This is a genomic window from Arthrobacter sp. G119Y2, assembly GCF_038069765.1.
Taxonomy (GTDB): Bacteria; Actinomycetota; Actinomycetes; order Actinomycetales; family Micrococcaceae; genus Arthrobacter_B.
The window spans coordinates 528,682-552,315 of record NZ_JBBPFS010000003.1 but is presented as its reverse complement, the minus strand read 5'-3'; the positions used below and the strand labels follow the sequence as shown (position 1 = coordinate 552,315).

Below are 23,634 nucleotides of genomic sequence, written 5' to 3'. Positions count from 1 at the left end.
CCACTCAACCCCACCCCACTCAACCCCGCCGAAATGGCAGAAAGTGCTCGTCTCAGCGCTGAGACGGGCACTTTCTGCCATTTCGGGGAAGGGGCGATTACGGAATGCTTGTAATTCGTCCGTAATTACGTAATTCTTAGGCATGACTTCAGAACGCGAGGACCGGCTGCAGGCGCTCGAGGAGCGCGTGGCTGCCCTGGAGCAGCTGGGCGGCAATCGGGAGCCGGCGCCGGCAACCGACGAGGGCGATGTCTTCTGGGCTCTCAACGGAGTGCGCAGCCGGTATCCCGATCCGGGCGCCATCCTCTTTGCCGGCACCGCCAGCACTGCGGCGGGCGCGCGCTACGAGTACCAGTACGGCCTGGAGACCGCGCACCTGCTCGACGTCGACTGGGCCCGGTTCGCCGACTCGTTGGCGTCCCTGGGCCACCCCGTCCGGCTCACCATCCTGCGCGCGGTGCTTGGCGGAACCGAGACCGTCGCGGGGTTGGTGGAGGAGCTGGGCTCCGGGACCTCCGGCCAGATTTATCACCACGTCCACCAGCTGACCGCCGCGGGCTGGCTCTCTCCCCACGCCCGCTCGCGTTACCGGATTCCGCCGGCCCGGGTGATCCCGCTGCTGGCCATTCTGACCGCTGCTTCCGGAGGTAATTGACATGCGCAAACGAGCACGAACAATTGCAGGAATCCTGACTGCCACCGCCGTCCTGGCCTGCGGACTTCTGGCGGCGCCCTGGTCGCCCCGGCTGTCCTCGGAGGTTTCCGGGGACCCGGCGCTGGCCGAAGCCGTCCGGCCCCTGCTGAAGAATCCAGCGGACCGGGTCAGCGTGGCCTACCTCGAGGACGGCACCGTCCGGTTCGCCAGCTTCGGCGCCGACGAACACACCGAATTCGAGATTGGCTCGGTGTCCAAGACTTTCACGGCTGCTCTGTTGGCGGATGCCGTGGAACGCGGAGAACTCACGCTCGAAACCACGGTCGCAGACATCCTGGGACCGGACCTCGCCGACCCGGACGCCGAAATCGGCACCGTCACTCTGGCGGAGTTGGCGAGCCACCGTTCCGGGCTTCCCCGCCTGGCCACCGATCCCGCGTCGATGGCTTCGCTCCTGCTAGGAAACTACTTGCATCGCGACCCGTACACGGCCTCGCCCGCGGATGTCCTCCAACGGGCACAGGCAGCGCCGGTGGGTGAACGGGGCAGCGTCAACTATTCCAACCTGGGCTACGCCTTCCTGGGGCAACTTCTCGCCAAGGCGGCGGGCATGAGTTACCCCGATCTGCTGCAGCAGCGCATCTTCGGTCCGCTGGACATGAAAGACACCTACGCGCCGGTGACCGCTGACAACCTGCGTCCCGGAGCTCCGACGGGCCGCGGCTCGGGAGGGCTGGGCCAGGCGGCCTGGACGGCGAACGGCACCGCCCCAGCCGGCGGAATTCGCTCAACCGCCGCCGATATGGCCCGCTATGCGCAGGCGTTGCTGGCGGGCACCGCACCGGGAGCCTCGGCGCTTGACCCGCTGTGGGACACCGGCGACGACGGCGAACAAGTGGGCTTGGCATGGTTCACCCAAGTCTCATCCGAGACACCTGGACAGGCCGCAACCTGGCACAACGGCATGACCGGAGGGTTCGCTTCCATGGCCGCGCTGGACCGCGACGCCGGACGGGCGGTGCTTATCTTCTCGAATGTGGCAACAGGTCAGGAAGAAGCCGCTTTGACACTGCTGAAGGAGGGCATCTGATGCCTATTTCACTCATCTCCTGGCTCCTCGCCGGAGTCCTTGCCGTGACCTGCCTTGCCGTGGCCCGGTCGGCATGGAATCTGGGTGAGCGGGCACCCGACATCAGCCGCATGGCCCTCCTGTCCAGCCTTCTGGAAGCCGCTGCAACCGCCGCATTTTTCCGCCTCGTGGTGCCGTGGAGCACCGGAACAACACTGCTGTGGATGGTGGCGATGGCGGCTCTGTCGGTCGCAGTCGCCGGAGCTGTCATCCGCTGGCCGGTGCTGCCGTCACACGCCGGGCTGCTGGACTTCGAGGAATCCGAACCCGGCAGTACCGAACCCGGCAATGAAGGAACGGTCCGGACCAGGCCGTCGCGAAAGGTGAAGAAGAAGGAACCCGGCCGGCGGGCAGTGGCAACACGAGCGGCCGTGCTGGCCACCGTCGTCGTTCTCTCCTTTGCCGTGGGGTAGGCAGTTAGCCGGCGGCGGTCATCTTGCGCAGGAACCGGATGGCGGCGATGTCATCCTCGGGTCCGCCGCCCTCATGACCGTTGAAGGGCCAGGCCGTGATCTGCTTCGGCCCGGCGTATGCGTTGTAGGCGGCGTACACCGTGGACGGGGGAGTGGTGACATCCATCAGCCCGGCCGCGAACATCGCCGGAACCTGAGCCTGCGGGGCGAAATTCACGCCGTCGAAGTACTGCAGCGTCTGCTGGGCACGTGCGGCTTCGGTGCGGTGGATGGACAGGAAATCGCAGATCTCCCGGTATGGATAGGCATCCGTGATCTGCAGGGCGCGGGGAAAATCGCAGAGGAAGGGAACCCGTGCGACGACGGCGCGTACGTCAGGGCAGAGCGCAGCGGTGGCCAGTGCGACGCCGCCGCCCTGGCTGATGCCCGTGAGTGCCACCCGGTCTGCATCCACCCAATCCAACTCGCGGGCGGCCTGAACCGAGCGGACGGCGTCGGTGAACAACCGCCGGTAATAGTAGGTCTGCGGATCCAGGATGCCCCTTGTCATCAAACCGGGAACCTGCGGGCCGCCGCTGCCGGCGCCGTCCGCCGTCGCGCCCCGGCTCCAGCCGGCGCCCTGCCCGCGGGTGTCCATCTGCAGGTGCGCGAAGCCGGAACTGGCGAGCAGCAGGTTATCCTGCGGTTCGCCCCGGCCGCCGCCGTAGCCGACAAACTCAACGACGCACGGCAGCGGTTCGGTAATCCCGTGCGGCATGCGCAGCCAGGCGCGGACCGGTTCCCCATTCCACCCGTTGAACTGGACGTCGTAGACGTCCACGGTGGCCAAAACGGTGGGCTCGGCGGTGACCGTGAGGTTCAGCGGATGGGACCGCGCCTCGGCGAGCGTGTTCTCCCAGAACGACTCGAAGTCGGCCGGGCGGATTTGGGAACTGGTGTATGCCGCGAGCTGGTCTGCGGGCAGATCTGTGTACATGAAGGAATCCTAATCGTTGTGAGGAGGAACATATTTCACGTGGCACCCGTGCCGTGCAGCATGCTTCGCTGGGTTTAAGCCTGGCCGGAGGTCGCTTCCGGTGCGGCGTCGGGTTCCGGCACCGCACCGGCGCTGCCGGAAGCCTCCAGCTTCGCCATTCCGCCGCGGCGGTACGCCGGGGTGGCAGCGGCGAGGATCAGCGTCATCAGCACGCAGCAGCCGATGATGACCGCCGACATGGCCAGCGCCTTTCCGCCAAAGACTCCCACCAGGGGGCTGACGACGCCGGCCACTCCCACCTGCAGCGCGCCGATCATCGCGGCGGCGGATCCGGCCATGTGGCCGTAGTTGCCCAGGGCCATGACGGTCGCATTGGCCGCGATCAGCCCGTGCATGCCCAGCACCAGCCACAGGCCCGCGGCCAGGCCGAACACGCCGCCGAGGTCGGTGATGATGAGGACCGGCAGCAGCAGGGACAGCCCCAGCAGAATCGGGACGGCTATGCGCAGGATGCTCATCGGCGAGGCGTGCTGGACCAGGGCTGCGTTGGCCTGCGCGGAAAGGACCATCCCGGCGCCGTTAATCGCAAACACGAGGGCGTACTGCCCCGCCGTCAGGCCGTACTCGTCCTGGAACACGAACGGGGATCCCACCACGTAGCTCATGATGACGGCCATGCCGAGGCCGGGAATGAAGGCCAGCGCGAGGAAGTGCCGGTCCCGCAGCAGCACCCGGTACCCGCGGAAGGCGCCCGGCCCGCTGCTGGTGCGGCGCCGCTCGGCGGGGAGGGTTTCCGGCATGAAGCGCCAGACAATCAGCACCAGAATCAGCCCGATCAGGGCCAGCGCCACAAACACCGCCCGCCACTGCCAGATGCCTGCCACCGCCTGGCCGATGGTCGGGGCCAGCAGCGGGGCCAGCCCGATGATCAGCATCAGCCGGGAGAGCAGCCGGGCAGCGTCGGAGCCGACAAACCGGTCACGGATGACGGCGATGGCCACCACGCCGGCGGCTGCGTTGAAGAACCCCTGCAGGACCCGAAGCCCAATCAGGGTGCCGATCCCGGGAGCGACGGCGCACAGCAGCGAGACAATGACGTGCAGGCTGATGCCGATCAGCAGCGGGAGGCGCCGGCCGAACCGGTCCGAAAACGGCCCGATGACCAGCTGCCCGACGGCGGCGCCGATCAGGGTTCCGGACATGGTGAACTGGGCTGCCGCCTGGCTGGTCTGCAGATCGGACGCCACGGTGGGCAGCGACGGCAGGTACATGTCGGTGGTGACGGCCGGAAGAGCCGCCAGTGCGCCAAGCATCAGGATGTACTTGAATCCCGGACGGTACGAGGCCCGGGTGCCCTGGGCCCTGGCGGGGTTGCTCAAAAGGAAGCGCTCCTTGCAGTGGGGTGGAGTGTTTTAGCTGTCGCGGCGGGGATGGTTCCGCGAATGACGTGCGGGTTCGATTTGTCCGGCTGCGGCACAAATAGACCCTTGTTCAGCCTAGGGTCGGGCAGCGCCCGTGAACAAGAGTGCCCGGCAGTGTTACCCGCCACGTTTGGCGGTGCCCAGGCGGACGGTGTCCAGGAACGTCTGCGTCATCAGTTGGTGATCCAGGCCCAGGGCGACGTCGATCAGCGGCACCGGGCCGGCGTCGCCGTGGTGTTCGCTTTCGCCCGGCTGCAGCCGGCGGTCCACCAGGGTCTGGCCCCGGCTGTGGCCGGTGAGTTCGACCCGCACCGGATAGCGCTCCAGCTGAACCGTCTCCGGAACGGCCACCAGGCAGGCGGCACCGGCGTCGCCGATCGTCACCCGTTGCGGGTCGGACTCGCCGCGCCGCCCGCCCACGGCGAGGATGGCGCCCGCCAGCCGGGCGCCGTCGTCGTCCGCGTCCGCCAGCGGCAGGTACTCCTCGGGCGTCAGGGTGGCCTGGACAAAAACATCGAGCCCGTACATGACGGTGGGGATGCCGCTGTGGATGACGATGGCCAGGGCCTCCGGATCGTGCCAGGCGTTGAATTCGGCATGGGAGGTGGCGTTGCCGATCCCGGCCGAGCCGCCCATGAACACAATGCGCTCCAGCTTCCGTGCTGTCTGCGGATACGCCCGGAGGAAGAGAGCGACGTTGGTCAGCGGGCCGAGCGCCAGCAGGGTGACCGGGGCCGAGGCCTCGTCGACGGTGCGGTGCATCAGTTCGACGGCGGCCAGCGGGCTGGGGGAGTGCGGGCTTTTCGGCAGCTCCAGCCCGCCCAAGCCGTTGGCGCCGTGGAAGGCGTGGGCGTTCCTCGGATCGTTGATCAGCGGCCGTTCCGCGCCGCGGGCCACGGGGACACTGCCGGAACCGGCGGCGTTCAGCACATCCAGGGTGTTGCGCAGCACCTGGTCCACGTTGGTGTTGCCGGCCACGCACGACACGGCCAGCAGATCGATCCGGGGGTCCCGGGCCAGGAAAACCAGCGCGAGGGCGTCGTCCAGGCCGGTGTCGACGTCGGCGATCACGGCGGTGCGGGCGGGGGAGGAGGGGCTCATGCGGCGGCTTTCGGAGGTTGGAGTTTCAGTGTAGCCAGCCGGAACCCTGCCGTTGACCGGTTCCCGCCCGCGCCACACACTGTAAAGAACTCCGCCGCACCGCCTTTCGAGAGGTGAACGCCATGGACAAGAAGTTCCTGAACTACCCGGAATGGCAGGACACGGCCGATACCCTGCACATGTTCCTGCAGATGGCCGGCAAGGTGAAGCTGGAGCGCAGCTATAAACGCCCCGAATGGGCGCACGTGCGGCTGGACCTGAGCCTCCAGGGCATCGGCACCGGCATCATCCCGGCGGAGGACTGCAACTTTGAGATCTACTTCAACCTCATGCAGCACCATGTGGATGTGCAGAACAGCCGCGGAAGGCGGATCCGGATTCCCCTCATCGACGGGCTGGCCGTCGCCGACTTCCACCGGCAACTGCTGGGGGCGCTGGACTACATCGGCACTCCCACGCCCATCAGCACCGCGCCGCAGGAGTTTTACGATCCCACGCCCTTTGATGTGGACACCAAACACCACTCCTATGACCGGGAGGCCGTGGAGCTGTTCCTGGCCAACCTGCAGTTCGCCTACCGTTCCCTGGCCGGATTCCTTGCCCCCATGCGTGGGAAGGTCGACATGCCCGCCTTCTGGTTCGGCACCATGGACCTCTCCGGCAACGTCTTCAGCGGCCAGCCGGCGCCGTATTCGGGATCGGACCAGATCGGTAAAAACAGTTTCGACGAGCGGTTCTGCGAGTTCGGGTTCTGGCCCGGGGACAACAAGACCCCGCAGCCGTCCTTCTATGCACTGCCCTATCCGTTCCTGGCCACCATCGGCAGCTACGAAACCATGCTGATGCCGCAGAAGGCGCGGTTCCTGTCCACGGAGAGCGAGTTTGTTTTCAGCTTGGAGGATGCTTTTTCGTCTCCGGATCCGCAGCAGGCGGTGGGGGAGTTCTGCCGCTCCAGCTTCAACATCCTGCAGCGGCTGGACCGGTGGAAGGACCTGGACTGGATCACCGAACCGCTGACGTACCGGAAATAGCTTCCGGCCCCCGGCTCGCCTGAGTTCACCGGAACTTGGTCACAGCGATAAAGACGAACACGGATCCGGCCAGCACAAAGAACACCCCGATCAGACGCACGAATCCCGGCGAGGGCGCAAAGGGGCGCGAGTTGACCATGCCCATGGGCCGGTAGTCCCTGGCAGCCTCTGCGGTCGCCCGGGCGGAAGACCGGAGATCGGCGGCGAGGCAAACCCCGACCAGCACGATGACGGCGCCCATCGCGGCAAACCACAGGGGGAAGACGCCGGCGGCGCCGTCTGACGTGGCGATCTGAACAATGCTCGCCGCGAACCCCACTCCAAAGACGGCAAAAGCCAGAACGTACAGCGCCTTGAGCGGCTGCGGCAGGGACTTGATGAAAGTGAGCATGGCTGAGCCTATCCGGAAGCGCTGTCGAAACGGCAGGCTGCCATGGCTCGGGACTACCTGGTTTCCGGCGCCGGAGCCGGCCGGCACGGTTACCGGCTGTAGGGAGGCAGCGGCTGCTCGAGGGCGCTCTCGCGCAGAAGCTGCAGGCGGATGCTGCGAGCGGTTTCCATGTGGGTGCGCGCCATGGCGCGGGCACCGTCCACGTCTTGGTCGTCGATGGCGCTGATCAGGGCGGCGTGCTCGTCCAGGGCGGCATCCCAGCGCTGGTCCACCGAGAGCGTGGAGCGCGGAGCATGCACCAAGTGGGTGGACAGACGCTCCAGCAGGTCCGTCAGGATGGGGTTGTGCGCACATTTCCACACGGCCGCATGGAATTCCAGATTGGTGGTGATCCTGGTGTAGTCATCGGGATCCTTCAGCTGCCGGTCCCGTTCCAGCAGCGCTTCCAGACGCATCAGGTCGGTGAACTGGCGGGCACGGGCGGCCTGGCCGGCGGCTTCCTCCTCCAGCAGGATGCGCATGTCATAAATCTGGATCACCTGGGCCGGTTCCACCTGGGGAACCTGCAGCCCGCGGGCGACCCTTTCCAGCAGCCGCTCCTGCTGGAGGCGCGACAGGGCTTCCCGGACCGGTGTGCGGGAGACGCCGAAGCGCTCCGCCAGGGAGGTCTCCCGCATGGGGGTGCCCGGCTGGTGGACGCCGGAGAGGATCTCGCTGCGCAGGGTCGCGAAGATGGCCTCACCGTCAATGCGTGCTGTTGCTTGAGCCATTGGGCGTCCTAGGAAGTGCGGAGGGAAGAGAGGGGCGTGCGGAAAACCAAAACTGACGGAGCCAACTTTACGGGAGCCCTGCCCGGGGACCTGCACCGCAGGTCCCCGGGTGAATGCTAGGCCAGGGAGCCGGCCCGCCGTCCGAACACACAACCGGCAGCCAGGCCGGAACCGCCGGGGTAGTTGGTGCTGAACAGTCCGCCGAGCATCTCACCTGCGGCGAACAAGCCGGGGATGTGGTTGCCCTCGGCATCCAGCACCCGGCCGGAGGTGTCACCCTTGAGGCCGCCGAAGGTGAAAGTGATGCCGCAGGTGACGCCGTACGCGTAGAACGGTCCGGTTTCCAGCGGCACGGCCCAGTTGCTCTTCACCGGCTCGGTCTGCGCAGCGCGGCCGTCCAGCACATTCGGATCAAAGTCGATGCTGCGGTCTATGGAGGCGTTGAAGCTGCTTACGGTCTTTTCCAGCGCTTCCGGGTTGATGCCGATCATGGCGGCGAGCTCGGCGACCGTGCCGGCAGTTTCCACGGAGACGCCGGGCATCTCGTACTCCTCCGCCCGGAGCATGGGCCGCAGGGTGGCATCAAAAAGCTGCCAGGCCACCGAACCCGGCTGCTTCAGGATTTCCTTGCCGTACTTGGCGTAGGTGTAGTTCCGGAAGTCCGCGCCTTCATCCAGGAACCGCTCGCCGTCGCGGTTGACGATGATGCCCAGCGGATAGCTCTGCCGTGTCAAGCGGTTGGTCAGTTCGCGGTTGCTTTCGTTGTTCTCGGTGAACGCGTCCCACTGCACGCTGTGGCACGTGTTCCAGTCGCCGCCGCGTGCGGCGCCGATTTCGAGTGCGGCCAGCAGCATATCCCCGGTGTTGCAGGGAGTGCCGCGCACCTTGGCGTTTTCCCAGCCCTCGCCGAGGAATTCGCGGCGCAGGGCAGGATCGGATTCAAAGCCGCCCGCTGTGAGGATCACGGATTCTGCATTGAGCTCATACTCGCCTTCCGGACCGTCAACAACGACGCCGGTGACCCGGTCGCCGTCGAGCACCAGACGGGTGGCCGGGCTGGCGTAGCGGATCTCGACGCCGAGTTCCCGGGCCACGCGGGTGTGGTCCGCCATCATGCCTTCCCCGCCGCCCACGTTGCCCACGTGCAGCCCGCCCCAGAACAGGTAGCTGCCGTCCGGGCGCTCGTAGGCCTGACGCTCGTACATCAGGCGGTATTTCAGGCCCAGGCTGTTCAGCCAGCGGAGCGTGGACTGGCTTTCGGAGATCAGCACCTCGGTGAGTTCCGGATCGTTCCGCCCTTCGGTGACCTTGGCCAGGTCCGAGGCGTACTCCTCTGCAGAGTAAGGAGGAACCACGGTGGAGTCATGGCGGTCATCGGGCTCGATCAGGCCGGCCAGGTCTGCCAGGCCCCCGTGCGCAATGCGGGTGGCGCCGGCAGTGTAGAAGCTGTTGCCGCCGGAGAGGTCTTCCGTTCCCTTCTCCAGCAGGATCACCGAGCGTCCGCGTTCGGCAGCAGCGTGGGCCGCAGTAAAACCTGCGTTGCCGCCCCCCACCACAATGACGTCCGCACTGACGGACCCGGAAGTGCCTTCTACTGCCATGTGCTGCTCCTGAAGCTTGTTGCATACCGTTGTATACAAAGTTTTAGTGAACGGAACCGATTCTATGGGAACCGCACTTCCCGTCAAATTCGAACTACTTCAGTAACAATTGTTACTTGTTTCACACTGCCTTATTGTGGGTGACTTAGGTCACTCGGGTGTATGTATGTGATTGTGTACAACGATCCGCCATCCACCGAGGACTGTCCGTCCGACAACGAAGTAATGGAACGGGAAGACATGAAAAAGTCCATCCGCACGGGGGCTTTCGCCCTGGTCGTCGCCGTGGTCACGATCCTGGCGTTCGTTAATGCAGCTGCATCGGGAGGCACCGCCACCGCACGCAGCAAACTCACGCTCATTGCTCCCGCAGCCCCCGGCGGAGGCTGGGACGGATTCGCGCGCGAATCCCAGCAGGCGCTGCGCAGCAACGGCATCGTCAATAATCCGCAGGTGGTGAACGTTCCCGGAGCCGGAGGCACCATCGGGCTAAGCCAGTTTGTCCAGACTCCCGGCCGCGAGGATGCGCTGCTGGTCACCGGAGGAGTCATGATCGGAGCGATCGAACTGGCAGACAATCCGGAGTCCATGGCCGACGTCGTCCCCATCGCCCGGCTCGCCGACGATTACGCAGCACTGGTGGTGCCGTCGGATTCGGAATTCGAGACGCTAGATGACTTCCTCGCCGCCTGGGAGGCGAACCCGGGCGCCAATTCCATCGGCGGCGGCTCGCTCGGTTCCATCGACCACCTGCTCAGCGGCCTGCTCGCCCAGAAGATCGGCATGGATCCGAGCACCGTGAACTATGTTGCCTATTCCGGCGGCGGCGAAGCCCTGACGTCGCTGCTCTCCCACACCACAGCCGCCGGCATGTCCGGGTACAACGAGGTGGCGGACCAGATTGAAGCCGGAACCCTCCGTGCCCTGGCCATCTCCTCCGAGGAACGGCTCGACGGCGTGGATGTCCCCACCTTTAGGGAGCAGGGCGTGGACGTGTCCATGTCCAACTGGCGCGGAGTAGTGGCCGCCCCCGGCATTACGGATGAAGCAAAAGCGGAATTCGTCTCGATCATCACTGAAATGCGGGAATCGGATGAATGGCGGGACACCCTCGAGCGCAACAGCTGGACAGACAGCTTTGCCACCGGCGAGGAGTTCGAGGACTTCATCGACGGAGAAGTTACCACGGCACAAGGAATCGTAAAGGAGCTCGGACTATGAGTCTCGCCCAGGACAAGCCGGCCCCGGTCCGGCAGTCACCGCCGGCGCGCCGCCCCCCGCTGGAAGGCCGAAGCGAACTGATCGTCGTGGCCGTACTTTACGCTGTGGCGATCTTCCTGACCATCGGCACCGCCACCATGAACGTGCAGGGCACCGCTTCTCCGGGACCGCAGTTCTTCCCGGTCCTGGTCTGCATCGCCCTCTACGCGGTGGCCACCGCCCTGGCCATCCAGGTGATCCGCCGCCCCAACATTCCCGACACCCGCATCCATCCCGGTCGCGGCAACTTCTCCGGGGCCATGCTCGATGACCTCTCCGGCGAACACGAGTTTGAAACCCTGCACGACGACGAGGGGGACCATCCCACCTACAAGACCTACTCGGACTGGCGGACCGTGGGCCTGGTGATCGGGGGCGTCGTGGCCTTCACCGCGATGCTCAATATCGTGGGCTGGATCCTCAGCGCGGCTTTCCTGTTCTGGGTGATCTGCTACGCCATGGGCAGCAAACGGCCGCTCTTCGACGTCGGCGTCTCGCTGCTGTTCGCTTCCGCCGTCCAGCTCGCTTTTAATGCCGGCCTGGGCCTAAACCTGCCCGCCGGCTTCCTGGGAGGAATGCTCTGATGGATCAGCTTGCACTGCTTATGGAAGGGTTCGCCTCCGCGCTGACCCCGGTCAACCTGCTCTGGGTGCTGATTGGCGCGATCCTGGGCACCGCCGTCGGTGTTCTTCCCGGGCTCGGCTCGGCAATGGCCGTGGCCCTGCTGCTTCCGGTGACCTTTTCCCTGGAACCCACCGCGGCCTTCATCATGTTTGCCGGCATCTACTTTGGCGGGCTGTTTGGGGACTCGACCGCGGGAATCCTCCTGAACACCCCGGGCAACTCCTCGGCAATTGCCTCAACCTTTGAAGGCCACCGCATGGCCAAGAACGGGCAGGCCGCCAAGGCTCTGGCCACCGCGGCGATCGGCGCGTTCATCGGCGGGCTGATAGCCACCACGCTGGTGGTGTTCTTTGCCCCCACGCTGGTGCGACTGGCGACCGTCTTCGGCCCGGCCGAGTATTTTGCCCTGGCAGTCTTCGCTTTTCTTGCCATCTCAGCGGTGGTCTCCGAATCCGTCATCCGCGGTGTCGGCGCCCTGGGCATCGGCCTGGCGCTGGCCCTGGTGGGTATCGACGGACCCAGCGGAACCGCCCGGTTCACGCTGGGGCTGCCCCAGCTTTTCGACGGCATTTCCATCATTGTCATTACCGTTGGCCTGCTGGCCCTGGGCGAGGTGTTCCACGTGGCCTCACGCATCCACCGGGATCCGGTGGCCACCCGAATTAACGCCGGCGGAAACGCCCGCATCAACTTCAAGGATTTCCGCAAGGCACTGCCCTCGTGGCTGCGCGGGACCGCCTTTGGCGCACCGTTTGGGTTGATTCCGGCCGGCGGCGCTGAGGTTCCCACCTTCTTGGCCTACGGCACCGAAAAGCAGCTGGCCAAGCGGCGCAAGGATCCGGAGTTCGGCACCACCGGCTCGATCAAGGGCCTTGCTGCTCCGGAAGCCGCCGCCAACGCGACGGCGGGGACCGCCATGGGTGCGCTGCTGGCGCTCGGACTGCCCACATCGGCCACTGCCGCCATTATGCTCGCAGCCTTCCAGCAGTACGGAATGCAGCCGGGGCCGCTGCTCTTTGAGCGAAGCGGCGACCTGGTCTGGGCCCTGCTGGCCTCGCTGTTCATCGGCCTGGTGATTCTGCTGATCATCAACCTGCCGTTCGCCTCCGTGTGGGCGAAGCTGCTGACCATTCCACGCCACTACCTGTATGCCGGCATCACGGTGTTTTCCGTGCTGGGCGTGTATGCGGTCAGTTCGTCGCTGATTGATTTGTGGCTGCTGATCGCGGTTGGCCTGCTGGGCTTCCTGATGCGCCGCTACAGCATTCCGCTGGCACCGGTGCTGATTGCGGTAATCCTGGGCCCGATGGCGGAAACCGAACTGCGCCGCGCGCTGGCCGTCTCAGAAGGGGACCTGGGCATCCTGGTGGGCAGCCCCATCACGATCACGCTCTACGCCGTACTTGCGGGCGCGCTGGTTATCAGCGCCCTGCAGCATCTGCGCCACCGCCGCCGGGACGCCGCCGAGGAGGGCAAGCTGGCCGCGACCGTCTGATCAACGGTAAACAGCGGGACCGGCAGCTGCACCGGCAGCGGCCGGTCCCGCCCGCGTCCCGGGGATGGGAGAATTTCCTGTGTGCGACTCATGGGGAGAAGCAAAGACGGGGGCACTATGGATGCACGGGACGAACAGGCGCTGGATGCGGTCAAACTTTATTACGGAGCCGGTCTCTCGCAGAGCGAGGTGGCGCAGCGGCTGGGCCTGTCCCGCCCCACGGTTTCCAAGCTGATCCAGTACGGCAAGGACCGCGGTTACGTCACCATCACGATCCACGATCCGCGGGAGCAGGAATCCTCGCTGGCGGCCGAGCTGCGGTCATTGTTCGGGCTCGACGGCGTGCGGCTGGCCGTGCTGCCGGAGAACGGCACCAACCTGACCGCCGAGCTGGGCAAGGTCGGAGCGGCCGTGCTGGCGGACAACGTCAACGACGGCGACCTGGTGGGCGTTACCTGGGGTCAGACCATGTACTCCGTGGCCAAGAACCTCGGCCCGCAGGAGCGGCGCGGGGTGGAAATCATCCAGCTCAAGGGCGGTGTCTCCTATACCAGCCGGGCCACCAATGACTTCGAGACGATCACCCTGTTCTGCAACGCCTTCGGTGCATTTGCCCGCACCCTGCCGCTGCCGGTGATCTTCGAGAGCCTGGAAGTCAAGCAGCTCGTGGAGGGTGAAAAACACATCCGCCGGGTTATCGAAATGGGTCGGGAGGCCGACGTCGCGGTTTTCACCGTGGGTGCCATCCGCCCCGACGCGATGCTGTTCAACCTGGGCTATCTCAGCGAAACCGAGAAAGCCGGCATCGCCGCCCGTGCCGTGGGGGACATTTGCTCCCGCTTTTTCGACGACGACGGCAACGCCTGTGTGCCGCAGCTGGACGAGCGGACCGTCGGCATCACGCTGGCGGACCTGCGGGGGATCCGAACCCGGCTGCTCGTGGCCGGCGGCGAGGAGAAGGTCACCGCCATCGAGGCCGCCCTGCGCGCCGGATACGCCACCCATCTTGTCATCGACGCGGACACCGCGCGGAAGGTGCTGCGCCAGGCCCGGCAGCGCGCGGCGTCCTGACTCCGGGCTGGTCGATACATTTGTAAAACTCCAATTTGACATGTGTTCCAAGCCACTCCTACAGTGAGGGAAATCCCTCAATGAGGAGGCTCACAATGTCGAAAATTTCGCAGCTCATCGATCACACACTGCTTGCCCCGACGGCAACGGCCACGCAGATCGACACCCTTGTCCAGGAAGCCATCGAACACGAGTTCAAGACGGTGTGCGTCAACCCCACCTGGGTGGCCCGGGCCCACCGCGCCGCCGCCGGCACCCCGGTTGGGGTTTGCACCGTCGTCGGGTTCCCGCTTGGAGCTTCCACCACTGCCGTAAAGGTGTTTGAAACCACCGACGCCGTCGCCAACGGCGCCGACGAAGTGGACATGGTTATCAACATCGGCTGGGCATTGGCCGGCATGTGGGACGACGTCGAAGCGGACATCCGTGCCGTCGTCGAGGCAGCCGGCACCAAGGTGCTGGTCAAGGTCATTCTGGAAACCTGCCTGCTGGATGCCAACCAGGCCGCCGAGGCCTCCCGCCGCTGCGTCGCCGCAGGCGCAGACTTCGTCAAGACCTCCACCGGATTCTCCAAACACGGCGCCACCGTTGAAGCCGTGAGCATCATGCGCCGGACGGTCGGTCCGGACCTCGGAGTGAAGGCCTCCGGCGGCGTCCGGACACCGGAAGACCTCGCGGCCATGGTGGACGCCGGTGCCAGCCGCATCGGTGCCTCCGCCGGAGCCAGCATTCTGGCCGGGAGCGCCGAGTAGTGCTGATCAAGAACTCATCCGTGCAGCAGGCGGATGGCTACTTGAGCCGCATTCCGTACTTCCAGTTCCTGCTTATCTCGCTGTGCTTCCCGCTGTGGGGTGCCGCGGCCAGCCTCAACGACATCCTCATCACGCAGTTCAAATCCGTCTTCACGCTCAGCGACATGGCGACGGCGTTTGTGCAGTCGGCCTTCTACGCGGGCTATTTCATCATTGCCATTCCGGCCTCGCGCATCATCAAGCGGTTCTCCTACAAGGTCGGCGTGATGATTGGCCTGGCCGTGTACATCCTCGGCTGTGCCCTGTTCTTCCCCGCCTCGCATATGGCCACCTACAGCATGTTCCTGGTGGCGCTCTTTGCGATCGCCGTTGGCCTGAGCTTCCTGGAGACCGCCTGCAACACCTACTCCACGATGCTGGGCCCGAAGAAGACCTCGACCCTGCGCCTGAACATCTCGCAGACCTTCTATCCCATTGGGTCCATCCTGGGCATCCTGCTCGGCAAATACCTCGTCTTCACCGAGGGGGATTCGCTGGACGCCCAGATGGCCGGCATGACGCAGTCCGAGAAGGTTGCGTTCAGCTCCGAAATGCTGCAGCGGACCCTGCTGCCGTACCGCTACATCATCATGATCCTGGTGGTGGTGCTGATCGTGGTGGCGCTGACGAAGTTCCCGCACTGCAAACCGCTGCGCGACAAGACGCACGAGGCCACGGCCAGGATCGGTGAAACCCTCGCCTACCTGCGCGGCAACAAGGCCTTCCTGCGGGGCATCTTCACCCAGTTCATGTACGTGGGCATGCAGACCGCCGTCTGGTCCTTCACCATCCGGCTGGCCCTGGATCTGGACGGTTCCCTCAACGAACGCACGGCCACCAACTACATGGTCTTCGCGTTCGCCGCGTTCTTCGCCGGCAAGGTCGTGGCCAACTTCCTGATGGCCCGCTTCGACGTGAACAAGGTCCTCATCGCCTTCTCCGCCCTGGGCAGCCTGGCCATGGTGTACGTGATGTTTGTACCCAACATGAGCGCGGTGTGGGCGGCAGTGTTGGTCTCCGGCCTGTTCGGCCCCTGCTGGGCCACCATTTTCGGCCGCACGCTGGACTCGATCGAAGACAAGCGCCACACCGAAACGGGCGGCGCGGTCCTCATCATGGCCATTGTTGGCGGCGCGGTCATTCCGGTGCTCCAGGGCCTGGTCTCGGACCTGACCGGCTCCATGCAGCTGGCCTTCGTCGTTTCGCTGCTCTGCTTCCTGGCGGTCCTCGCGCACTTCCGGCACCTCCACCGAACCGAAGCGGCACCATTGGCACCAGTTGCACCATCGGCAGCAGGGAAGGGCGAACATGTATCGCATTAACCTGCGCAGGGAACAGTTTTCCCCGGCTGTCGTGACCCTGGCCGAATCCGCTGAATTCACCGTGACCGGTTTCCGTTATCCCAGCGGTGTCGAATCGGTGACCGTCAGCAACTCCCGCGGGCGGGTGGAAGTGCTCCCGTTTCTGGGCCAGATTATTTGGGACGCGGAGTTCGACGGTGTCAGCCTGCGGATGGATTCCACCTTCTCCCAGCCGAAAAACAGCACGCTGATCGAAGACACCTACGGCTGCTTCGGCTTCCACTCGGGCCTGCTGGCCAACGGCTGCCCCGGCCCCGCCGACGAGCATCCCCTGCACGGGGAGTTCGCCTGCGCGGACTTTGACGAGGCCTGGCTGGAGGTCGACGCCGAGTCCGCCGCGGTCTCCGGGCGCTATGAATACGTCAAGGGTTTCGGCCACCACTACGAAGCAGTGCCCGCGGTCCGCCTTCATGTCGGGGCCGCCATGTTCGACATCGACTTGGCCGTGCGGAATCTTTCAGCGGCGCGCACCATGCCGCTGCAGTACATGTGCCACCTGAACTACGCCTACGCCGACGGTGCCCGCATGAGCCAGTCACTGCCCGACGGCGCGTTTGCGCTGCGCGACAGCGTGCCGGCGCACGTGACACCGACACCGCAGTGGACCGCATACAACGAAGCAATCAGGGCAGGCACCGCCCGGACCGACGTCCTGGACGCCCCGGGGGAGTACGACCCGGAGGTCGTGTACTTCGCCGACGAGCTGGGCAGATACGGTGAAGACCTGGAGTTCCGGATGGAGCGCACCGACGGCATCACCTGCTGCACCCGTTTTTCCAGCACGGATTTCCCGGTGGCCACCCGTTGGCTGCTCCACAACGCAGATCAAAGGACGGCGGCGTTTGTTCTGCCGGGAACATCGCGTCCGGAAGGGTTCCTCGCTGCCCAGGCTGCGGGAACCCTCGTGGAGCTGGCTCCCGGTCAGACCCGCTCCTTCCATGTCAGCACCGGTATTAAAGAAGAGGCCTAGATGGACATCGCAGTAATCGGCTCAAACATGGTGGATCTGATTTCCTACCTCAACCGCATGCCCGCAGAGGGCGAAACGGTGGAGGCCGCGGAATTCCAGATGGGCTGCGGCGGCAAGGGTGCCAACCAGGCCGTCGCCGCCGCGCGGATGGGCTCCTCGGTGCTCATGGTCACCCGCGTGGGCAACGACGTGTTCGCTGGAACCACTAGGGCCAACTTCGAGGCCAACGGCATCGACACCACCTACGTCCTGACCTCCGAAGGCCCCAGCGGCGTTGCGCCGATCTTCGTGGACGAGAACTCCCGCAACTCGATTGTGATCGCCAAGGGCGCCAACGCGTTCCTCACGCCCGCTGACATCGAAAACGCAGGCACCGCCGTCGCGCAGTGTTCGCTGATAGTGCTGCAGCTCGAGGTGAACCTGGAGACCGTGTATGCGGCCATCGACTTCGGCAACCGGAACGGCATCCCCGTCCTGCTCAATCCCGCCCCGGCCACCGCCGAGCTGGACTTCAGCCAGGTCGCCAAGTGCGACTACTTCGTGCCCAACGAAACGGAGCTGGCGCTGCTGACCGGAATGCCGGTGGACACCGATGACCAGGTCCGCGCCGCGGCCCGCACCATCCTGGCCAAGGGGGTCCGCAACGTCATTGTCACGATGGGCGGCCGCGGTGTCCTCTGGCTCACCGCCGACACCGAGGAGCTGATCGAGGGTCACGCTGTGAAGGCGCTCGATACCACCGGTGCCGGGGACGCCTTCATTGGCTGCTTCAGCCACTGCGTGGTGCAGACCGGGGACGTCCGCGGTTCGCTGCTGACGGCCAACGAGTACGCGGCCGTCTCCGTCACCCGGCGGGGCACGCAGACGTCGTACCCCACCCTGCCGGAGTTCACCGCGGCTTCCGGGCGCAGCTAGCAGTATGGGCGGAGGGCACCGGCCGGTCATCCTGCGGGGTGGCCGGCCGGTGTCCGTTTCATCCGGCCGCGGGTCCATCAAACGGTTGATCTTGCTCGCACGGCCACGTTTCCATGGGGGACCGAGGCACCCGCCGCGGTACGATACTGACAACCCGTTGGTATCTAACCGGCGGTATGGCAGCAGCACCTCCCGACCGAGAGAGCTCGATGACACCCCGCACCTTGTTCCGCACCCTGGCCTTTGCCGAGGCCGTCACCTGGACCCTGCTTCTGGCCGGCATGTTCGCCAAGTACGTCCTGGACAACGAGGCATTCACTCCAATCTTCGGCGGGCTGCACGGCTTCGTGTTCCTGTCCTACGCCGTGAGCACCGTCTTTGTGGGCGTCAACCAAAAGTGGTCGCCGGCCACCATTCTCCTGGGCCTGGCCACGGCGGTCATTCCGTACGCCACCATCCCCTTCGAGCGGACAATGGACCGCAGGGGAAAGCTCGACGGCGGCTGGCGGCTGGCCCCGGGCGGCGAGTCACCGGCCAGTTTCCCTGAGAAGGTCCAGGCCGTGGTGCTCCGCCGTCCGGCAATCTCAGTGATCGTGGTGCTGGCGGCCGTCGCCGTCGTCTTCAGCGTGCTCCTGGTCCTGGGGCCGCCCGTTTCATTCAGCTGACCCCTCTTGCCAGGTACACAGAAGGTGCAGATCCCGTCACCGGGGCCTGCACCTTCTGCCGTTGCAGGGAGTTTGGTGCCTGCCGGAACTACAGTGTGAGAAGGACAAGACCAGCAGTTGAGGGAGTGGGTACGGCAATGGCAGTCGGCAACGGACACGGACCGCTGGTGGTGGGGCACCGCGGCAACAGCGGACTGGCACCGGAAAACACCGCGGCGGCGTTCGCCCAGGCGGTGGCCGCCGGGGCGGACATGGTGGAAACGGACGTCCGCCTCAGCGCGGACGGAGAGCTGTTTCTCTTCCATGACGGCACCGGAGGCAGGACCACCAACGTGGCGGAGGTCTTTCCGGACCGCGCGGACGCTCCCATCACCTCCTTCACCGCAGCCGAACTCCGGCGGCTGGACGCCGGTTCCTGGTTCGGCGCGCAGTTCGCCGGGGAAGGGATTCTGTTCCTGGCCGACCTGCCCGCCGCCGTCGGCTTCGGCCTGGGCATCAACCTCGAAATCAAGGCCCCGCACGAATCCCCCGGCGTGGAGGCAGCCCTCGCCGCCGCGCTGACAGCACCGGACTGGATCCGCCTGCTCCGGCACCACCCCGTTGCGGTCAGCTCCTTTGACCCCGCGGCAGTTCGCGCCTTTGCGCTGGAATCACCGGGCATTCCCGTGTGGCAGCTGGTCGAAACGGTTCCGGACGCGGCCTTGCTGTCCGAAGGTGCCGCCCGCGGCCTGCAGGGAATCGTTGCGGATCACCACTCGCTGGACGCCTCGGGGGCTGAAGCCATCCGGGCCGCCGGCCTGGGTCTGTGGGTGTACACGGTCAACGAGGCCCCGGAGATGTCCCGGATGCTCGATCTCGGCGTGGACGCGATCATCACGGATTTCCCCGGCGCCCTCGTTGACCTGTTGGGCAGCACCCCGAGCTAGGGGTGGCGGACTCCCTCTCCGGCCAGCACCGCCCGGTAGCCTTCCCGGAACGTGGGGCAGGCAAACTCGAACCCGGTGCCGCGCAGCCGGGCGTTGGAGAGTCGGCGGTCCCCGCCGCGGCTGGATTCCTTGTCCGCCGGTGCCGGCAGCTCCGTGCCCAGTTCGCCGGCCAGGAACCGCAGTACCTCGGCCAGATCCACCGGCTCATTGTCGACGCCCACATACAGCGGGGCAGGATCGGCCACCGCCGTGGTGAGATGAACGATCGCGGCGGCGGCGTCGTCGCGGTGGATCCGGTTGGTCAGCTGCGGGGAGGCGGGCACGACGGCGGTGCCGGCGTTCACCGAGTCGATCAGCCGGGTGCGGCCCGGCCCGTAAATGCCGGCGAGCCGGAGCACCACGGCATCCGGCCGGCGCCGGTGCAGCAGCTGCTCCGCTTCGAGGATGACGGCGCCCGTGTCCGAGGCCGGCGCGGCCGGCGTCTGCTCATCCACCCAGTTCCCGCCGGCGTCGCCGTACACCGCGGTGGAGGAGACCCACAGGATGCGGCGCGGGTGCACGCCGTCGCGCTCCAGGGCATTGAGGACGTTGGCGGTGCCGTCCACATAGGCCGCCCGGTAGGCCTCAACGCTGCGGCTGCCGGCGGCCACGGCGATGACGACGACGTCGGTATCAGCCGGGACAGGCGGCAGGTCCGGATCGGTCAGGTCCGCGGCGCGGCCGCTGATCGGGGACGGAAGTTTCTCCGGGGAGCGGCGCCACCCGAGCACGGAAAAGCCGGCCGCGGCGAACCGCAGGCCGGCTTCCGTGCCCAGATCGCCGCAGCCGGCAATCAGGACGGTCACTATTTCCAGTCCTACTCGGCCAGTGCCGCGAGCACGGCCTTGGCCACGTCTTCGCTGGACTGCGGGTTCTGGCCGGAAATCAGGTTCCGGTCCCGGACCACGAAGCTGGACCAGGCGGGACCGGTCTCCACTTCGGCGCCCTTGTTGCGCAGCACGTCCTCGACAAACCAGGGGGTGTTCTCCCCGGTGCCGCCGCCGAGCTCTTCCTCATCCGTAAACACGGTCATTTTGCGGCCGGCAAAAACAAAGTCGCCGTTCTCGGTCTCGGCGCTCAGCAAACCTGCCGGACCGTGACAGAACGGGGCGATGATCTTTCCGTTGCTGTCGGCTGCAATCAGGATCCGTCCCAGATCCTTGTCGAAAGCCAGATCCGCCATGGGGCCGTGCCCGCCCGGCATGACGACGGCGTCGTACTCCGCCGGATCCGCATCCGCGAGGACCAGCGGCGAGGACAGCTCGGCGTCGATGAAGGAGAGGTAGTTGGAGAAGGCCACTGCCTTTTCCTCACCGCCGGCCTGCTGCGGGTCCAGGCTGACCTGGTCCACGGTGGGCTTGGCGCCGTTGGGGGTGGCGATGCGGACGGTGTGGCCGGCTTCGCGCAGCACGCGGTGCGATTCCACGAGCTCCTCAGCCCAGTAACCGGTGGGGTGCTCGCTGCCGTCCTTCATCGTGAGGGAATCGGCTGCTGAAACAACCATGAGGATATTAGCCATGGGGTGTACTCCTTCGGTGGGGAAATGTGGTGCGTGCCGGATGCGGTCCGGCGGTGGTGCTGTGTTTGTCGGTGCCTTTCGGCAGCTTGCGCTGCTTACTTGCTGGCGGCGTCGAGCTCTGCGTAGGTGGCGTCGTCGAGCACCAGGTCCGCCGCCGCGAGGTTTTCCTCGAGGTGCGAAATGGAACCCGTGCCGGGGATCGGCATCATTACGGGGGAGCGGCGCAGCAGCCAGGCCAGGGCCACCTGGGAATCGGTGGCGTTCAGGCGCTTGGCGGCCTCGGCTACGGGGCCGCCCGGCTGCGCGAGCTCGCCGGCGGAAATCGGAGCCCACGGAATGAAGCCGATGCCGTTGTCCTCAGCGTACTGCAGCACGTCCTCGGAGGAGCGGTCCGTGAGGTTGTAGCGGTTCTGCACGGTGGACACCGTGAAGTACTCGCCGGCGGCCTTCAGTTCCTCAACCGAGACCTGCGACAGGCCGAGGGCCTTAATCTTGCCCTCCTGCTGCATGTCGCGCAGCACGGCGAACTGCTCTTCGGCGGGAACCGTGGCATCGATGCGGTGCAGCTGGAACAGGTCCAGGGAGTCCACCTTCAGGCGGCGCAGGCTCAGCTCGACCTGCTGGCGCAGGTACTCGGGGCGGCCCAGCGGCACCCAGACGTCCGGTCCGGTGCGCACAAAGCCGGCCTTGGTGGCGATCCGCACGCCGTCGGGATACGGGTACAGCGCTTCGGCGATGATTTCCTCGCTGATGTTCGGCCCGTAGGAATCGGCGGTGTCGATGAAGTCCACGCCCAGTTCCACGGCACGGCGTACGACGTCGACGGCGGTGCCGCGGCTTTCGGGTTCGCCCCAGACGCCGGGGCCGACGATGCGCATGGCGCCGAAGCCCAGACGGCGGACCGTGCCCAGGTCCTTGAGATCAATGGTCGGAGGGACGGGGGATACGCTCTGCTCTGTCATATAGGCGGCAACACAGGGCATACCGGGCTTATTCCTCAGCACACTGACGTTTGAACCCTGACCGGCGACGACCAGCGGCGGCCGGCGGCGAACGGACTGCCGGTTGCGGACCGCATCTGACCGCGGCAGTGTTCCCCGCCGTCGTCCGCGGTTTTACCGTGGACGGCATGGACTGGAAAATTGAGCTTGTACCCGTGCCGGTGTCCAACGTGGACGCCTCCAAAGCGTTCTATGTGGACCAAGTGGGCTTCAACCCCGACTTCGATGAGCGCACTAGTCCGGAGCTGCGGTTTGTGCAGCTGACGCCTCCCGGCTCGGCGTGTTCGGTGGTGATCGGTCCGGGGACCACGGACATGGAACCGGGCACGCAGCGGATCCAGGTGGTGGTGCCCAGCGCGGCGGAGGCGCGGCAGCACCTGGTGGAGCACGGCGTGGAGGCCAGCGAAATCACCCCGCTGGACTGGGGAACCTTTGTCTACTTCAGTGACCCGGACGGGAACCAGTGGTCGCTGCAGGAGCTGCCGGAAATTCCGCCTACGCTGCCCTCACAGGAATCCTGACGGCCCGCGGCTAGCTGATGTAGCCGAGGGCGGCTGCGTCCTGCCAGAACTGTTCGGGAATGACGGCGTCCCGCAGGCGGACGTTGCGTTCCACCTGCTCGGCGGAACGCATGCCCAGCACGACGGCGGCCACCGCCGGTTCCCGGTAGGGAAAGGCGAGGGCGGCGGCCGGCAGCGTAGTGCCGTGTTTCTCGGCGAGGTCAGCCAGCGCGTTGGCGCGCTCCAACACAGGCGGGGAAGCGGGGGCGTAGTTGTAGGTCGCATCGGGGGCAGGCCGGTCCTTGGACAGCAGCCCGGAGTTGAAGACGCCCACGTCCACGATGCCGACCCCCCGCTCCCTGCACGCTGCGATCAGGCTCCGGGCTCCGGCCTGTTCCAGCAGAGTGAACCTGCCCGCCAGCATCACGACGTCGACGTCGGCCTCCCGCACAAACCGCTCCAGCATTGCCGACTGGTTCATGCCCGCACCGTAGGCGCCGATGACGCCCTGCTCCCGTAGCTCGGACAGCGCCGGCACCGCTCCCGAGATGGCCTCGTCCCAGTGCTCGTCCGGATCGTGGATGTAGACCACATCCAGCCGGTCGGTGCCCAGCCGAACCAGGCTCTCCTCGATGGACTGCAGCACGCCGTCGCGGGAATAGTCATAGATCCGGGTCAGATCGTCCGGAACGTCAAATTCCTCCGGATCCCTGCCCTGCGGTGAGGGATTGGGGCGCAGGAGCCGGCCGACCTTGCTGGAGAGCAGATAGCTGTCGCGCGGCTTGCCGGAGAGCACTTCACCGAGGCGGCGCTCGGCCAGACCCAGGCCGTAGTGCGGCGCGGTGTCGAAATGCCGGATGCCCTGCTGCCATGCAGTGTCGACCGCGGCGAGGGCCTCTGCCTCCGGCACTGGACGGTAGAGGTTGCCGATCGGCGCCGTCCCGAAGCCCAGCGCACCGGTGCGGCGGATGCGGTCCATTGTCTGGTTGCTGCTCATTAGCCGTCCCGT

The 23,634-nt window shown here is 66.1% G+C and carries 25 protein-coding genes; 15 read left to right on the top strand and 10 right to left on the bottom strand.

Annotation, left to right across the window (positions count from 1 at the left end; translation table 11 throughout):
* The first annotated feature begins 142 nt into the window (after nucleotides 1–142).
* The 3 genes from WKB88_RS09205 to WKB88_RS09195 are packed head-to-tail and all read left to right on the top strand — an operon-like array spanning nucleotide 143 to nucleotide 2,197.
* Nucleotides 143–655 carry an ArsR/SmtB family transcription factor gene (locus tag WKB88_RS09205; protein ID WP_341394228.1) on the top strand — a complete coding sequence of 171 codons (513 nt, stop codon included), beginning with the start codon at nucleotides 143–145 and terminating at the stop codon, nucleotides 653–655.
* 1 nt (nucleotide 656) lies between these two features.
* Nucleotides 657–1,745, top strand: a complete 1,089-nt coding sequence (locus WKB88_RS09200; RefSeq protein WP_341394227.1) for a serine hydrolase domain-containing protein — start codon at nucleotides 657–659, stop codon at nucleotides 1,743–1,745.
* Nucleotides 1,745–2,197 carry a hypothetical protein gene (locus WKB88_RS09195; protein WP_341394226.1) on the top strand — a complete coding sequence of 151 codons (453 nt, stop codon included), beginning with the start codon at nucleotides 1,745–1,747 and terminating at the stop codon, nucleotides 2,195–2,197. The genes WKB88_RS09200 and WKB88_RS09195 overlap by 1 nt, the downstream gene beginning before the upstream one ends.
* 4 nt (nucleotides 2,198–2,201) lie before the next feature.
* Here WKB88_RS09195 and WKB88_RS09190 read toward each other — a convergent pair whose 3' ends face one another.
* The 3 genes from WKB88_RS09190 to WKB88_RS09180 form a co-directional block, all read right to left on the bottom strand.
* A complete protein-coding gene (locus tag WKB88_RS09190) occupies nucleotides 2,202–3,173 on the bottom strand; it encodes an acetylxylan esterase (protein ID WP_341394225.1) in 972 nt (323 codons plus the stop codon).
* Nucleotides 3,174–3,247: 74 nt separating this feature from the next.
* Nucleotides 3,248–4,552, bottom strand: a complete 1,305-nt coding sequence (locus WKB88_RS09185; protein WP_341394224.1) for a multidrug effflux MFS transporter — start codon at nucleotides 4,550–4,552, stop codon at nucleotides 3,248–3,250.
* A 159-nt stretch (nucleotides 4,553–4,711) separates the two neighbouring features.
* Nucleotides 4,712–5,695: a nucleoside hydrolase gene (locus tag WKB88_RS09180; protein ID WP_341394223.1), complete on the bottom strand. Its 984-nt coding sequence runs from the start codon at nucleotides 5,693–5,695 to the stop codon at nucleotides 4,712–4,714.
* Nucleotides 5,696–5,817: 122 nt separating this feature from the next.
* Between WKB88_RS09180 and WKB88_RS09175 the strand changes: the two genes are divergently transcribed.
* A complete protein-coding gene (locus tag WKB88_RS09175; protein ID WP_341394221.1) occupies nucleotides 5,818–6,726 on the top strand; it encodes a DUF5996 family protein in 909 nt (302 codons plus the stop codon).
* 25 nt (nucleotides 6,727–6,751) lie between these two features.
* On the opposite strand, the gene WKB88_RS09170 is transcribed toward WKB88_RS09175, so the two are convergent.
* The 3 genes from WKB88_RS09170 to tcuA form a co-directional block, all read right to left on the bottom strand.
* On the bottom strand, nucleotides 6,752–7,117 hold the full coding sequence (locus WKB88_RS09170; protein ID WP_341394220.1) for a hypothetical protein: 366 nt from the start codon (nucleotides 7,115–7,117) through the stop codon (nucleotides 6,752–6,754).
* Nucleotides 7,118–7,206: 89 nt separating this feature from the next.
* A complete protein-coding gene (locus tag WKB88_RS09165; RefSeq protein ID WP_341394219.1) occupies nucleotides 7,207–7,887 on the bottom strand; it encodes a GntR family transcriptional regulator in 681 nt (226 codons plus the stop codon).
* Between the two features lie 116 nt (nucleotides 7,888–8,003).
* Nucleotides 8,004–9,488 (bottom strand): FAD-dependent tricarballylate dehydrogenase TcuA, encoded by a 1,485-nt coding sequence (gene tcuA / locus WKB88_RS09160; RefSeq protein ID WP_341394218.1) that lies wholly within the window; start codon nucleotides 9,486–9,488, stop codon nucleotides 8,004–8,006.
* Between the two features lie 162 nt (nucleotides 9,489–9,650).
* Here tcuA and WKB88_RS09155 point away from each other — a divergent pair, with 162 nt between their 5' ends.
* The 10 genes from WKB88_RS09155 to WKB88_RS09110 all read left to right on the top strand — a co-directional run bounded on the left by WKB88_RS09155 (nucleotide 9,651) and on the right by WKB88_RS09110 (nucleotide 19,566).
* Nucleotides 9,651–10,709, top strand: a complete 1,059-nt coding sequence (locus WKB88_RS09155; protein ID WP_341394217.1) for a Bug family tripartite tricarboxylate transporter substrate binding protein — start codon at nucleotides 9,651–9,653, stop codon at nucleotides 10,707–10,709.
* Entirely contained in the window at nucleotides 10,706–11,332 is a 627-nt protein-coding gene (locus WKB88_RS09150; RefSeq protein ID WP_341394216.1) for a tripartite tricarboxylate transporter TctB family protein, read from the top strand. Before WKB88_RS09155 ends, WKB88_RS09150 begins: the two co-directional genes overlap by 4 nt.
* Nucleotides 11,332–12,867 (top strand): tripartite tricarboxylate transporter permease, encoded by a 1,536-nt coding sequence (locus WKB88_RS09145; protein WP_341394215.1) that lies wholly within the window; start codon nucleotides 11,332–11,334, stop codon nucleotides 12,865–12,867. Before WKB88_RS09150 ends, WKB88_RS09145 begins: the two co-directional genes overlap by 1 nt.
* Before the next feature lie 117 nt (nucleotides 12,868–12,984).
* Entirely contained in the window at nucleotides 12,985–13,938 is a 954-nt protein-coding gene (locus WKB88_RS09140) for a sugar-binding transcriptional regulator (RefSeq protein ID WP_341394214.1), read from the top strand.
* Nucleotides 13,939–14,033: 95 nt separating this feature from the next.
* The gene (deoC, locus tag WKB88_RS09135; RefSeq protein ID WP_341394213.1) at nucleotides 14,034–14,690 is read left to right on the top strand and encodes a deoxyribose-phosphate aldolase; all 657 of its coding nucleotides are present in this window, start codon (nucleotides 14,034–14,036) and stop codon (nucleotides 14,688–14,690) included.
* Between the two features lie 20 nt (nucleotides 14,691–14,710).
* On the top strand, nucleotides 14,711–16,051 hold the full coding sequence (fucP, locus tag WKB88_RS09130; RefSeq protein WP_341394212.1) for an L-fucose:H+ symporter permease: 1,341 nt from the start codon (nucleotides 14,711–14,713) through the stop codon (nucleotides 16,049–16,051).
* Nucleotides 16,038–17,060: an aldose 1-epimerase family protein gene (locus WKB88_RS09125; RefSeq protein WP_341394211.1), complete on the top strand. Its 1,023-nt coding sequence runs from the start codon at nucleotides 16,038–16,040 to the stop codon at nucleotides 17,058–17,060. The genes fucP and WKB88_RS09125 overlap by 14 nt, the downstream gene beginning before the upstream one ends.
* Nucleotides 17,061–17,975, top strand: a complete 915-nt coding sequence (gene rbsK / locus WKB88_RS09120) for a ribokinase (protein ID WP_341394210.1) — start codon at nucleotides 17,061–17,063, stop codon at nucleotides 17,973–17,975.
* A gap of 209 nt (nucleotides 17,976–18,184) precedes the next feature.
* On the top strand, nucleotides 18,185–18,640 hold the full coding sequence (locus WKB88_RS09115) for a DUF3817 domain-containing protein (RefSeq protein WP_341394209.1): 456 nt from the start codon (nucleotides 18,185–18,187) through the stop codon (nucleotides 18,638–18,640).
* 137 nt (nucleotides 18,641–18,777) lie between these two features.
* Complete coding sequence (locus tag WKB88_RS09110; RefSeq protein ID WP_341394208.1) at nucleotides 18,778–19,566, top strand: glycerophosphodiester phosphodiesterase; 789 nt, start codon at nucleotides 18,778–18,780, stop codon at nucleotides 19,564–19,566.
* Here WKB88_RS09110 and WKB88_RS09105 read toward each other — a convergent pair.
* From WKB88_RS09105 to WKB88_RS09095, 3 genes are all read right to left on the bottom strand, one after another.
* Complete coding sequence (locus WKB88_RS09105; RefSeq protein WP_341394207.1) at nucleotides 19,563–20,411, bottom strand: SDR family oxidoreductase; 849 nt, start codon at nucleotides 20,409–20,411, stop codon at nucleotides 19,563–19,565. The two genes, WKB88_RS09110 and WKB88_RS09105, sit on opposite strands and share 4 nt — an antisense overlap.
* 11 nt (nucleotides 20,412–20,422) lie before the next feature.
* Nucleotides 20,423–21,124, bottom strand: coding sequence for a type 1 glutamine amidotransferase domain-containing protein (locus tag WKB88_RS09100; RefSeq protein ID WP_341394206.1), 702 nt, complete (start codon nucleotides 21,122–21,124; stop codon nucleotides 20,423–20,425).
* 95 nt (nucleotides 21,125–21,219) lie between these two features.
* Nucleotides 21,220–22,086: an aldo/keto reductase gene (locus WKB88_RS09095; RefSeq protein ID WP_341394205.1), complete on the bottom strand. Its 867-nt coding sequence runs from the start codon at nucleotides 22,084–22,086 to the stop codon at nucleotides 21,220–21,222.
* A 167-nt stretch (nucleotides 22,087–22,253) separates the two neighbouring features.
* On the opposite strand from WKB88_RS09095, the gene WKB88_RS09090 reads away from it, so the two are divergent.
* Nucleotides 22,254–22,646, top strand: coding sequence for a VOC family protein (locus tag WKB88_RS09090; protein WP_341394204.1), 393 nt, complete (start codon nucleotides 22,254–22,256; stop codon nucleotides 22,644–22,646).
* Nucleotides 22,647–22,656: 10 nt separating this feature from the next.
* Here the strand turns inward: WKB88_RS09090 and WKB88_RS09085 are convergent, their stop codons facing one another.
* The gene (locus tag WKB88_RS09085) at nucleotides 22,657–23,622 is read right to left on the bottom strand and encodes an aldo/keto reductase (RefSeq protein WP_341394203.1); all 966 of its coding nucleotides are present in this window, start codon (nucleotides 23,620–23,622) and stop codon (nucleotides 22,657–22,659) included.
* Nucleotides 23,623–23,634: the final 12 nt, after the last annotated feature.